Annotated in this window: 8 protein-coding genes; 3 read left to right on the forward strand and 5 right to left on the reverse strand. The window is 64.8% G+C overall.

Annotated elements, in window-relative coordinates; genetic code table 11:
* Positions 1–107: 107 nt before the first annotated feature.
* Both ACR652_RS05780 and ACR652_RS05785 read right to left on the reverse strand, forming a co-directional pair.
* Positions 108–1,682 (reverse strand): hypothetical protein, encoded by a 1,575-nt coding sequence (locus ACR652_RS05780; RefSeq protein WP_434505570.1) that lies wholly within the window; start codon positions 1,680–1,682, stop codon positions 108–110.
* Positions 1,683–2,081: 399 nt separating this feature from the next.
* On the reverse strand, positions 2,082–3,305 hold the full coding sequence (locus ACR652_RS05785; protein ID WP_434505571.1) for a glycosyltransferase family 4 protein: 1,224 nt from the start codon (positions 3,303–3,305) through the stop codon (positions 2,082–2,084).
* Positions 3,306–3,556: 251 nt separating this feature from the next.
* On the opposite strand from ACR652_RS05785, the gene parE reads away from it, so the two are divergent.
* From parE to ACR652_RS05800, 3 genes are all read left to right on the forward strand, one after another.
* Entirely contained in the window at positions 3,557–5,572 is a 2,016-nt protein-coding gene (gene parE, locus ACR652_RS05790) for a DNA topoisomerase IV subunit B (protein WP_434505572.1), read from the forward strand.
* A 278-nt stretch (positions 5,573–5,850) separates the two neighbouring features.
* The gene (locus ACR652_RS05795; protein ID WP_434505573.1) at positions 5,851–8,847 is read left to right on the forward strand and encodes a hypothetical protein; all 2,997 of its coding nucleotides are present in this window, start codon (positions 5,851–5,853) and stop codon (positions 8,845–8,847) included.
* 114 nt (positions 8,848–8,961) lie between these two features.
* Positions 8,962–10,023 carry a sensor histidine kinase gene (locus ACR652_RS05800; RefSeq protein ID WP_434505574.1) on the forward strand — a complete coding sequence of 354 codons (1,062 nt, stop codon included), beginning with the start codon at positions 8,962–8,964 and terminating at the stop codon, positions 10,021–10,023.
* On the opposite strand, the gene ACR652_RS05805 is transcribed toward ACR652_RS05800, so the two are convergent.
* Genes ACR652_RS05805 through ACR652_RS05815 form a run of 3 tightly spaced genes read right to left on the reverse strand, consistent with a single transcriptional unit; the run spans position 10,020 to position 12,370 of the window.
* Positions 10,020–11,402, reverse strand: coding sequence for a DUF2252 domain-containing protein (locus tag ACR652_RS05805; RefSeq protein ID WP_434505575.1), 1,383 nt, complete (start codon positions 11,400–11,402; stop codon positions 10,020–10,022). The genes ACR652_RS05800 and ACR652_RS05805 overlap by 4 nt on opposite strands.
* Positions 11,403–11,446: 44 nt before the next feature.
* Positions 11,447–11,848, reverse strand: coding sequence for an 8-oxo-dGTP diphosphatase MutT (mutT, locus tag ACR652_RS05810; protein WP_434505576.1), 402 nt, complete (start codon positions 11,846–11,848; stop codon positions 11,447–11,449).
* 9 nt (positions 11,849–11,857) lie between these two features.
* Positions 11,858–12,370: a carboxypeptidase regulatory-like domain-containing protein gene (locus tag ACR652_RS05815; RefSeq protein WP_434505577.1), complete on the reverse strand. Its 513-nt coding sequence runs from the start codon at positions 12,368–12,370 to the stop codon at positions 11,858–11,860.
* Positions 12,371–12,511 lie beyond the last annotated feature (141 nt).

A 12,511-nucleotide genomic window follows, 5' to 3' on the forward strand; every position in this document is an offset into this window, starting at 1 on the left:
ATGACAGACCAGCTGGAGAGGTTTTCCCCGTCAATGATGGCGGCGAGCGCCGCCGCCACCTCACGCGGTGCGTTTGGCGTCGACCTCCAGTGACCTTGCTTCCGTGATCACGCCTCGTCTTCGGAACGTAAAACGCGTTCGTAACTTTGGCGACTCGGATCATCACGAACGAAATAGCTGGCGCTGGCCTCGTTCGCTATCCAATCAATCTGTTCGGAACCCCATTGCTCGGGATCGATCACCCGGCCATTCTCGGTGAGATCTTGCAGATGGAGCTTGATCTTGTCGAGCCGGCTTTGGGCAGCTTCGATTTCCTGCGGCGTGAGCATGTCCGACAGAGTGTCCGCGAGAGTTGCGGGCGTAAGATTCGCGAAAGCGGCAATCATATCGGTATCCACCACCTTCGGCAGATAGACTCCAACCAAATCCAGTTCTCCCTTGCTTATGCCGTAGGCGACATCGCTCGGATCCTTCGTCGTTCCCCAGCACCTTCCATTGTCGATGCCAGCGACAATCACGACATCGTTATAGGGGTCTACTGCAATGAAGTAATTCTCGGCGCACCTGCCGCCTACACCGGCCAAGGCGTCGAGCAACTGGAGTTCTGTCAGCTTTTTTCGCACTTCGGGTATTTTGAAAATTTCAGGGGGCGAATCGTCGCCACTCGCGCCCATCGCCCCGCCTGTGACGACGCCGAGCTCCACCCTGCCGGTCGGCAATTTATGGATGCCCAGCTCTGTGGGCGGGATCACGTAGAAACCGAGCTTGCGCGCTATGTCATAGGTGGCAAGACAGCGCATCGCAGTGTTGGGATTGGTAAGATCGATTCCGATCAGTTTTGCGACATCGCTCCGCTCCACCTTGTCGCCAGTGATGTCTGGCAAAACCTTGAAGACGCCAACAAAGGGCCCGTGCGGCGTTTGGTAATGAGCATCGAATAGTTGAGGAGGTCTGCCTTTGTATGCGGTCCTTTCTTCCCTGGGTATCGTCAAGGTCAGAGGGCGGGTCAGGTTGCTGTCCCTCATGCCTCCGATGATCGTGTCGGCTGTGATGGGCAGACGCTTGGCTCGATAAATTTTACCCTCGGCGACGCTCAGACCGGCGTCCGAAAGAAGCTTGGCCTCGACGGGATGGAATCCTTCGTTCGCCAGACGTTTCAGCACAAATTGGCCGCGGGCCTCTTCGAATGTAAGCGATTTCGCCTCGGGCGTGGTCAGGAACTCACGGAAATCGTAAGCTTCCGTGAGCGACAGACCAGCGTATTTCGCATCTGCGATCAGGTCGCGCGCATCCGCCAAGGAGAGCTTCAAGTCCCTCGCGGCCTCGATATCCGTCAAGGAGAGGCCCAATTCGTGAAAATCGAGAACCTGCTGGAGCGACATGCCAGACGGCGTCTCGGCGGGACGTCGCAATCCGACAGCCATTTCCAGATCTCGAAGACGACTGATTTCCGCGCCGAGCTGATCTGCTACATTTCCAAACCGTTTGTCCTTCTTTGCGAGGTCCTGTGCGGTTTTCTGCATAGGAACAAGGTGGCTCAACACAGCACCAAAGGTCTGATGTTTAATGGGGGTGTCGGAATTCTGTTTTAGACCATGATATTTTCTTAAGAACTCCCCGCAGTCCGAATTGCGGGGGGGATAGGAGTACCCTGTGAGCGAAACACCCGTGGCTTTTTTCATCTCGCCGCCCGTCATGAGCTTGGGGGCGTTTGAGAAAGGGGGCGCGAGTCTGGCCTGACGAATGATCGGTATGCGCGGCCGTCCGGGAGGCATTCCGCCATTCTGTGGGGTCTTGATCTCTTGAGTCGGAGCGAGCGAAACGCTCCGGTTCTGATATGTGCCGCTGGTCTCCAAATTATTTCTTGGCCCTTCGCCAGAAACACCGGTTTGTGTGACCTGGCCGGTCCTGGACGTGGATATAAAAGACATAGGCGCTGAACTCCAAAGAGCTTCGCTTTAAAGGCTCTGCGAACATGCGATTAATGTCAAGAATAAGCCAGGTTGTAATATCGCGGTCAGCGGCCGGCTCGCGCGTGTTGTCCGCGCTGCCGTGCGGTGACCAAGTTGCTCTTCGGCCTCTTACAGTGGTCGCGCGAGCATTCCTTCGTAAACCGCGAGCGTCTCCGCGACATGGCGTTCGCGCGAGGCGGGCGCGGCCCAATAGGCGTCATAGGCGCGCCGCGACATGTCGGCGATCACCGCGTTATTCATCAGTTCGCGGATGGCCGACGCGAGCGCATTCGCGTCGCCGCTCCTGAACCAGCGGCCGGTGGCGCCATCCGCCACCGCTTCCCGCGCCGCGCAGGCGTCGGCGACGATGGCCGGCGTGCCCATGGCCTTGGCTTCGAGCGCCGTCAGCCCGAAGGTTTCATGCCACAATGACGGAAACACGAGCGCGCGGGCGGCGCGCATCGCCGCGCGCACCTCTGGCGGCGAGCGCCAGCCCAGAAGCCGCGCCTGCGGAAATCGCGACGCAAGCTCGCCGGCGATGGGGCCGTCGCCGGTGAAGACCGGCGTGACGCCTGCGCGCCGCGCCGCCTCGGCGAAGAGAAAGGCGCCTTTCTCCGGCGAGAGGCGGCCGACGAAGAGGAAGTCGCCGCTTGTCGGATCGCCCTTTGGGCCGAGCGGCTCGGCTTCGACCGGATTCGTCACGCGATGAATCGCCGCGTTCTTCCGCAGGCAATTTTGCAGGACCTTCTCCTGCAGATCGGACAACAGGATGATGTCCGTGAACGTCTCTTCAAGCCGCGCCACATGCTGCGCCACGAACAGCCTCGTGTTGCGCCAAAGCTTGAAGGGATAATTGCGGGAGTCGCAATGGGTCGACCAGCAGGCGGCCGACATCGGGATCAGCGGGCAGACCGCGTCCTTCTGGAAATCGTAAAAGCCGCCATTGGGACAGTGCAGGAAATATTCGTGCATCGTATAGGCGGCCGGCAGGCCGGAGGCCCGGATCGGGCCGGCGATGGCGGGCGACAGCGCCTTGGCCCAGCCATGGACATGGACGATCGTTTTCTCGCGCGGCAGTCGCGCCAGCGTCTCGCCGAGCGCTCTCGCGGCGGCGCCGTTCCAGAGACCCTGCCGGGCGGCGGCGAGGCGGGAGGGGTTGGCGAGCAGGTCGGTCTGGCCAAGACAGACCGTCTCGATCCCCGCCGCCGCCAGCCTCGGATCAACCGGCCCGCAGGCGGCGAAGACGATCACCCGCGCCCCCGCCGCCGCGAGCCCCAGCGCGCTGTCCAGCGCGACCTTGGCCTGTCCCCCGGTGACATGGGCGTGGTCGGCGCAAATGAGGACGGTCAGCATGGCGACAAGTTAGGCGCTCGGGCTTGCAGGTGGGTTAAAGGCGGGCAGCCCCAGGCGTCACTTTTACAATCTGCTGTTTTTGAATGATAAACTGTCGGCGTCTCCTCCCTCTCCCTTGCGGGGAGGTGGCCCCGCGAAGCGGGGTCGGGTGGGGGGCATCGACCATAACGCGGCCGATGAGGACATGAGTCCCCATCCGCGCCCCGCCGAGCGCCCATGCCCTCCGCTTCCGAATCGCGCTAAGATGGAACATGGCCACCAAACCCGATCTCTTCGGCGGCGCGCCGCGCAAGGCGCCCGCGCCCAAAGCCGCCGCCAAATCCGCCCCCGTGGAATATTCCGCCGCCTCCATCGAGGTGCTCGAGGGGCTCGAACCCGTGCGCCGGCGTCCCGGCATGTATATCGGCGGCACCGACGAAGCCGCGATGCACCACCTCTTCGCCGAGGTGCTCGACAACGCCATGGACGAGGCCGTCGCCGGCCACGCGACCTTCATCGAGGTGACGCTGGAGGCGGCGGGCTGGCTCACCGTCACCGACAATGGCCGCGGCATTCCGGTCGGCCCGCACCCGAAGATGAAGGACAAATCGGCGCTCGAAGTCGTGATGACCGTGCTGCACGCGGGCGGCAAGTTCGACTCCGGGGCCTATCAGACCTCGGGCGGCCTGCATGGCGTGGGCGTCTCTGTGGTCAACGCGCTCTCCGAGAAGCTCGAGGTCGAGGTGGCCATCGGCGGCCAGCTCTACCGCCAGGAGTTTTCGCGGGGACTGCCGCTGGGCAAGCTCAAGGAGATGGGCAAGATCTCCAACCGCCGTGGCACGCGCGTGCGCTTCAGGCCCGATCCGCAGATCTTCGGCGAGAACGCGCACTGGAAGCCGGCGCGGCTGTTCCGCATGTCGCGCTCCAAGGCCTATCTCTTCGGCGGCGTCGAAATCCGCTGGCGCTGCGACTCCGCGCTGATCGAGCCCGGCAGCGACACGCCCGCCGAAGCCGTGCTGCGCTTCCCCGGCGGCCTGAAGGATTATCTCGGCCGCGAGACGCAGGGCAAGGAGCTCGTCACCGATCAGCCCTTCGTCGGCAAGGTGACCCGCGAGGGCGGCCATGGCTCGCTGGAATGGGCGGTGTCCTGGCTCGCGGAAGACGACGGCTTCGTTCATTCCTATTGCAACACCATCCCCACGCCCGACGGCGGCACGCATGAGGCGGGCTTTCGCAGCGCGCTGCTGAAGGCGCTCAAGGATCACGCCGAGCGCGTCAATCAGGCCAAGCGCGCCAAGGACGTCACCGCCGACGATCTGATGGGTCAGGCGGCGGCGATGATTTCGGTCTTCATCCGCGAGCCCGAGTTCCAGGGTCAGAACAAGAGCCGCCTGATGACGGTCGAGGCCGCCCGCATCGTCGAAGGCACGGTGCGCGACGCCTTCGATCACTGGCTCGCCGCCGCGCCGACGCAAGCCAACAAATTGCTCGATTTCGCGGTGACGCGCGCCGAGGAGCGTCTGCGCCGGCGCGCCGAGAAGGACATCGCCCGCAAGACGGCGACGCGCAAATTGCGCCTGCCGGGCAAGCTCGTCGACTGCACCAACAATTCGGCGCAAGGGTCCGAACTGTTCATCGTCGAAGGCGATTCCGCTGGCGGCTCGGCGAAGGAAGCGCGCAATCGCACGACGCAGGCGGTGCTGCCCCTGCGCGGCAAGATTCTCAACGTCGCCTCCGCGACGAAAGACAAGCTCCTCGCCAATCAGCAGCTCGCCGATCTCACCCAGGCGCTGGGTTGCGGTCTCGGCGCGCATTATCGAGACGAGGAGCTGCGCTACGAGAAAGTCATCGTGATGACGGACGCCGACGTCGACGGGGCGCATATCGCGTCGCTGCTCATCACCTTCTTCTACCGGCAGATGCCGCGCCTCATCGAGAACGGCCATCTCTATCTCGCGCAGCCGCCGCTTTACAAGCTCACGCAGGGCGCAAGGACGGTTTACGCGCGCGACGACGCGCATCGCGACGAGCTGATCCGCACGGTGCTCACCGGCAAGGGCAAGGTGGAGACGAACCGCTTCAAGGGCCTCGGCGAGATGAGCGCCGCGCAACTCAAGGAGACGACCATGGACCCGACGAAGCGCACGCTTCTGAAGGTCATGCTCGTCAACGAGGAGCGCGAGGAAGTCGCCGATTGCGTCGAGCGGCTGATGGGCAACAAGCCGGAGGCGCGCTTCGCCTTCATTCAGGAGAAGGCGGCCTTTGTGTCGGAGCTGGTCGACGTGTAGGGGAGCGGCCTTCGCCCTCTGTCATATCAGGCCTCGGCGATACGCCGAGGCCTTTTTCGTCTGTGACGGAACCAAACAAATTCTCCGCGGTGATATGAGCATTGATTGTAAACGGCTTGCGAACGCCGCGCGCCCGGCGGCGCCCAACGCAAGGAACGACTGCTTATCGCCTTATCTGCATTAGCGAAGTGACTTCATTCACGTTCTCATCCGCTGATTTGTTGCTTCAGAGACGAAACACTCTTAAGCTTAGCCGCATGCTTTTGGGGAGTCGCCCATTGTCCGTTCTGCGCTTCTCCAAAACATCGGCGCGCGTCGCGCTCTCGATGGCGGCGTCTGTCGTCCTGGCGACGACGACGCGCGCGTGGGCGATCTGCACGCCCGATCCTGCCGTCGCGATCGGATATATTTGCAGCGGGGCCACGGCCGGCTTCAATCTCGCCGTGTCCCTCAACATTGACACGGCGAGCGTCACCTTCCTGCCCGGCGCCTCGATCACCGCCGATGGCGTGGCTTTGAGCGGGAGGCGCATCACCAACATCTATTATCAGGAACTCGGCCCCGTCTCCGTGACCGGCTCGAATTTTGGCGTCTCCGCCACGACGACCGGCGAAGGCGCGATATCCATCGGCACGTCCCGAGGAAGCTTCCTCAAAGGCGGCAACGGTCCCGGCGTCTACGCCGCGATCAACGAGCCCAGCGTCGCCGAACTCCTGCCGAATTTCATCGCGGACATTTCCATCGTCTCGAACGGCGCCGTCGCGGCGGCGACAAACGGCGTCGAGGCGCATCACTATATGTCAGATTCAATTACGTGGTCTCCTGCCGCGGGGTTCCTCGGCGGCGCGGTGCGAATCACCAACAATGGGACCATCGGAGCCGCCGGCGCGCCCGTCGGCGGGCGGGGCGTTTACGCCGAGACGTTTTACATCAACAACGGAGCTGGCAGCGGCTCGATCGGCATCGTCAATAACGGAGCCATCCATGCGACGTCGAGCGGCGTGGAGGCTTACGCGCGCGCGAGCGGCGACGTCACGGTCGCCAATACGCAAACGATCGTCGGGTCCGCGGGCGTCATTGCGCAAAGTCTTCTCACCTATGGCGGCGCGGGCGGCAATGTCACTGTCGACAACAGTGGCTCGATTCTGGCCGGCAACGGCGATGGCGTTGTGGCCATTGCGTCGGGAATCGGGAATGTCGCTGTCAATAACACGTGGTCGATCGCGGCGACCGGCGGCGGCGTTCATGCGTCGGCTCGGGACGGCGCGCTCGCGATCGCCAATTTTGGATGGATTGTCGCCGCCGGCGGCGCCGCCATCGCCATAGACCATTTTCCGGCGGGCGCGCGTCAGTCGCAGATCGTGAACGCAGGTCTGGCGCAGGGCTCCGGGCAGAGCGCCGCTTCTGCGGTGATCTCCATTGATCCGCTCGGCGCTGGCTTCGCGGCGTCGGCCAACATCGTCAATTCGGGCGTGATCCGTTCCACTGACGTCTCGCCGAATGCCTTCGCCATTGCCGCGGGCGCGCGCGGCGATGGGGCAATTTCGCTCGCAAACAGCGGCGCGATCATCGGCCGCATGGCGATGACGGACGCCAGCGACCTTTTCCAGAACGTCGCTGGCGGCCTGTGGCGGACATCGGGGCAAAGCAATTTCTACGGCGGCGCCGACAGCATCGCCAATGCGGGGCGGATCATCGCGGTCGGCGACACGCTGGTCGACATGGGCGCTGGCGCCAACGCCGTGTCGAACAGCGGCGCGATTCAGGTTGTCAATGGCGCCGCGATCGGTCGGGCGGCGTTCTCCGCGACAGGCGGGTCGCTCATTTTCGACAACAGCGGGCTGATCGATCTGCAAAACGACGGCGCGCACAGCGTAGCGAATACGGCGACGATCAACGGCGCGTTCAACGCCTTCGCCGGCAGTTCCTTGATGGTCGACGCGCAGCTCGGCCCGCCAGGCTCGGTCGCCGACCGACTGATCGTGAATGGCCCCGCGACGGGCGCGACGACGCCGGTGCTGGTGCGCGATGCGCTGGGCATGGGCGGCGCGCTGAACAGGCTCGGCGTCACGGTGGTGAAGATCACCGGCGCCGACACGAGCGGCGGTTTCGTGCTGAACCCTGCGTCGCCGGGCTTCACGATGGTGAACGGCGCGCCAGTGATCGACACGGGGCTTTTTTACTTCGTGCTGGCGAGGGGGCCGGGCGTCGGCTGCGACGGGGCGGCGTCCTGCTATTCGCTCTACAGCGACGCGTCGCCCAAGGCGCGCATCCTCCCGGTCGCCACGACGACCATGCAGGCGCTGTGGCAGGAAACGGCTCTGATGTGGGAGGACCGCCAGACCGAATTGCGCGACTCGCATTTTCGCGCCGCGGCGCGGCCGGTCGAGAGCCTCCCGTCGCGCAAGGCGCCGCCGTCCGCGCCAGAGGCGACGACGGGACGGCTGATCTCCGCCTGGGTCAAACCGCTGGGCGCGTGGACGACCCGCTCGAATGTCGTCTCGACGGCCATCGGGCCGCGCCTGTTCTCCTTCGATCTGAGCTATCGCCAGAACAGCTTCGGGCTTCTCGGCGGGGCCGATTATGCGCTCCCGCTCTGGGGCGGCGAGGCGAATATCGGCGTCCTCGGCGGTTTCGTGGAAACGGATGTCAATTTCCACGCCGGCCACTTCTTCCGCGCGCGGGGCGGCAGCGTCGGCGCCACGGCGACGTTCATGAAGAACGGCTTTTTCCTGGACGGTCTGTTCAAGGCGGATCTGCTGAGCCTGCAACTGGGCGTGCCGCTGGGTCGATTTGAGTCGCTCTGGACGACGGCGAACACGCTGGGCGGCGTGTGGAACGTCGGCTATCGCTACGATTGGGAGCGCGTTTTTCTGGAGCCCATTGCGACGTTCACCTATTCCGCGACCCGGATGGGCGATCTGCGCGAGCTTGCCGCGATGGGCGCGCAGGCGCGGTTCGGCGTGGGCGAGGATTTCCGTGGCGGCTTCGGCGGGCGCGTGGGCGCGACGCTTCCGCTCGCCGGCCAATTGCTGGAGGCGTCGGTGACGGGCCGCCTGTGGGATCAGTTCGCGAGCAATCGCGGCCGCGCGGTGGAGCTGATGGGCGGCTCGCTGCGGGATGATGCGCTGGCCCGTGTCTACGGCGAGGTCAAGGGCAATCTGGCGATGCTGGCGGTCGGTCCGGGGCTGGGCGCCTATATCAGCGGCGGCGCGAAATTCAACGACCAGTTCAGGACATGGATCGCGCGCGGCGGCGTCGCCTATCGGTGGTGAGCGCGCCGCTGCCCAGCGCGCGGGCAGGCGTGGGCCTGGCGCGCGCTCGATAGCGCTTCTCAGGGGGCGCGCGGGCGTCTATTCTCCGGGCGCGAGACGATCCGGGGCGAAGCCGTGACAGACGCCGATCTCCTGCGCGACAGGGGAGTTTCAGAGACAAAGCGCGCCTGTGAGGCGATCAGCGATCAGGCGCTTGCGCTCGAGCGCATGCGGCTCGCGCTCGACGCCGGCCGCACGGGCGTCTGGGACTGGAACCTCGTCACGGGCGAAGTCCACCTCGATTCGCGGGTGCGGCAGCTCTGGGGGCTTGCGGAAGACGACCCCGCGAGCTTCGAGGTCTTTCGCGGGGCGCTGCATCCGCAGGACCGGTCGCGCAGCAAGGAGACGGTCGGTCTCGCGCTCGATCCGGGCCATGACGGCCATTACGAGATCGAGTACCGCGTCATCGGCGTGAACGACAAGATCGAACGCTGGGTGTCGATCCGCGGCCGCACATTCTTTGAAGACGGCCGCGCCGTTCGCATTCTCGGCACGGCGCGGGACATCACCGAACGCAAGACGCGCGAGCAGCATGTTCGCGTGCTGCTGCGCGAACTGGTCCACCGCTCCAAGAATCTGCTGGCCGTGGTGCAGGCCATGTCGCGGCAGACCGCTGCGCAGGCCGTGTCCGTGGAGGAATTCCAGCGCAAGTTCAGCGCGCGGTTGCAGGCCCTCTCGATGGCGTACGATCTGCTGGTCTCGCAGGACTGGCGCGGCGCCTCCATGCATGATCTGGTGCGCGCGCAAATGGCCTATTGTCTCGACGTCGACAAGGACAGCGTCGGCGAGCATGCGAAGATCGAGGGGCCGAAGATCATGCTGAAGCCGGAGGCCGCGCAGAACATCGGCCTCGCCTTGCATGAGCTCGCCACCAATGCGTTGAGCTATGGCGCGTTGTCCCGGCCGGAGGGGCGCATCTCGCTGAAATGGGGGCTGGCGGACGGCCGCCTCACCATCGAGTGGCGCGAAAGCGGCGGGCCCGCCCTCGCGACGCCGCCGCGCGAGGGGTTCGGCCACAAGGTGATCAAGCGGCTTGTGGCCATGGCGCTCGAAGGGGAGGCGACGCTCAGCTTTCCGCCGGACGGTCTCATCTGGTCGCTGTCCATTCCGGCGAGCTACGCCATGCTCCGCGACTAGACCGCCGCTGTCTTGTCGGAGGTCGCGGCGCCCTGCGCCAGCCGGAACGTCTCGAAATCAGACTCGATCTGCCGTGCGTAAAGCATCGCGAAAGAGGCGAGCGCGTCGTCGACCGCCTCGCCTTTCCCCAGATAGCCGGCGAGAATCGCCGGTTGCGAGGAGCGCGCATGGGCGCGGGCGAGCGTTCCGCCGCACAGTTCGACGTAGCTCGGGAACGCCTTGTCCTTCAGCAGTTCGGAGATCGAGCCGAGCCGGCGCGTCTTGAGCTGACGCATGTAAAAACGCCTGGCGGCGTCGGAGGAGTCGGCGCTGGCGAGGAAAATGTCGGAAGCCGCCTGCATCACCCGCTGCCCCGCGATCACCCGCTTGCCCTGAGAGCCGTCCCAGCGTCCGAAGCCGAAGCGCTCCAGAACGGACGGTTTGGCTTCCTTGATCTGCATCGCCAGCGGCTGCTCGTCGTCGGACATGAACAGGCCGATGGCGCAGAAGACGCCGACGCTGCCGACGCCGACCGCCTTGAAGACGCAGTCGCACAGGCTGTAGCGGCGAAACAGCGTCGCGACCGGCTCCTGAAGCCCTTGCCGGATCAACTGTTCGAAGAGAGCCGGAATATCCATGTCGGCTTCGCCGTCGCTCATCCGCTCGAAGCGGGAGAGTTTCGGCGGCTTTTCGACGATGCGCCAACCCTTGTCCGTCTTCTCGATCCTGGGGAGGCCGTCGATGCGGTTTTCCGGCCCTTTGCCGGTGTAGATCGCCGTGCTCAGCCTGTCGTGCAGCACGCGATCGCGCAGCGTCCCGACCATGTCGCGCAGGGGAACCCGCACGTTCCACACTTCCAGCGGCGACATGACGGCAAGCTGGAAGATGCGCTCCCGGTAGCATTTGACGGCGCGGCGCGCGAAGTCGCGCGCCTGTGAACGGGAATAGCCCATGTCGTCAGCGGCGACGACGACGCTCGTCGCCAGACGCCGCAGGTCATGCACAATGTCGACGTCGGGAAGCGTCTCGTCGAAGTCGTTGACGTCGAACAGCACGTTTCCTTCGGGTGAGAGGAAGGCGCCGAAATTCATCAGATGGCAATCGCCGCCGGCCTGCGCGCGGACTCCCGGAGCGCGCTGATGGACCAGGTCGAAGGCCATGACATCCGCCGTGCCGCGCAGAAAGGCGAAAGCCGATTCCGACATCAGATCACGACGCAACGGCCGGAGCGACGGGAGCCGATCGGCGAGGGTCGTCTCGATGATCGCGAGCGGGTCGCGCGAGGGCGGCGGATCGTAATCCGCGAGGGCGTCTCGCGGGACGCCGTCTCGCAGCGATTTGCCGAGCTTGTAGAGCTCGCGCCGGCCTCGTTCGATTCGGTGCGCTTCTGCGTTTGCCATGACGCGACGCTAGGCCGCTCACATGGCGAGACGATGTCGGCGCTCTATCCCAGAAGATCGACCAGCGGCGCGATCAGCGGCGAGTCGGCGGGCGGCATGTCGTAGTTGCGCAAATCGCGCGCGCGGACCCATTTCACCGCCTGGCCTTCGGCGGGCGCGACGAAGCCCTCCCATTTGCGGCACACGTACAGCGGCATGAGGAGGTGAAAATCCTCATAGGCGTGACTCGCGAAGGTCAGCGGCGCGAGGCAGGGCGCCTTGACGGCGATGCCCAGCTCCTCGGCCAGCTCCCGGATCAGCGCGTCTTCCGGACGCTCGCCGGGATCGAGCTTGCCGCCGGGAAACTCCCACAGCCCGGCAAGCTGCTTGCCCTCGGGTCGCTGCGCGATGAGCACGCGATTGTCGGCGTCGACGAGCGCGGCGGCGACGACGAGAAGAAGTTTCATGGCGAGCCTTTATTTGCCGGAGACGATGACCCGCACGGGCTCCGTCTCCGCGCCGGTCACGGTGACCGTCTCATATATCAGCCCGCCCTCCGAGAGCCAGGCGCCGTCCGGCTTCCAGACGACTTGCGTCGAAATGAAATACTCCCCCGGCGGCACGCCTTCGAAGGAAAAGCGCCCGGTCACGCTCGCCTTGGTCGTGCGCGTATGAGCGACGTAATCTGGGTCGGGATCGTTTTTCGGGATCGAGAAGGCCGGGGCGAATTTGGCCCCGCGGAAATAATAGTCCAGCCGCGCCCGCGCATAGCTGGTGGCGGGGATCAGGCGGATCGTTTCGCCCGCGGCATAGCGGACATTCATATGGCCGGTCTTGTCGGGGAGAAAGGCCTGCCCGACGATGGTTGTCCGGCCAGGCTTGTCGATGAAAGCGGCCTCTGCGGCGTCGAAGCGGATGTCCGGGGGCGGGGCGGAATTGCAGGCGGACAGGGCAAGGAACAGGGCGGGAAACAGACGCGTGACGAGCATACGCAATAACTCCCACTGAAAGCGGGCGCATTATTGCACAGCTCAAGATTGATTGTCATCGGGGCTGTGCGAAGGGGTGAAACGAACGCTGGGCGTGATCTCTCCCTCCCCCTTGCGGGGAGGGTGGCGCCGCGAAGCGGC

The sequence above is a fragment of the Methylocystis sp. genome (genome assembly GCF_051061225.1).
In the GTDB taxonomy this organism is placed as follows: Bacteria; Pseudomonadota; Alphaproteobacteria; order Rhizobiales; family Beijerinckiaceae; genus Methylocystis.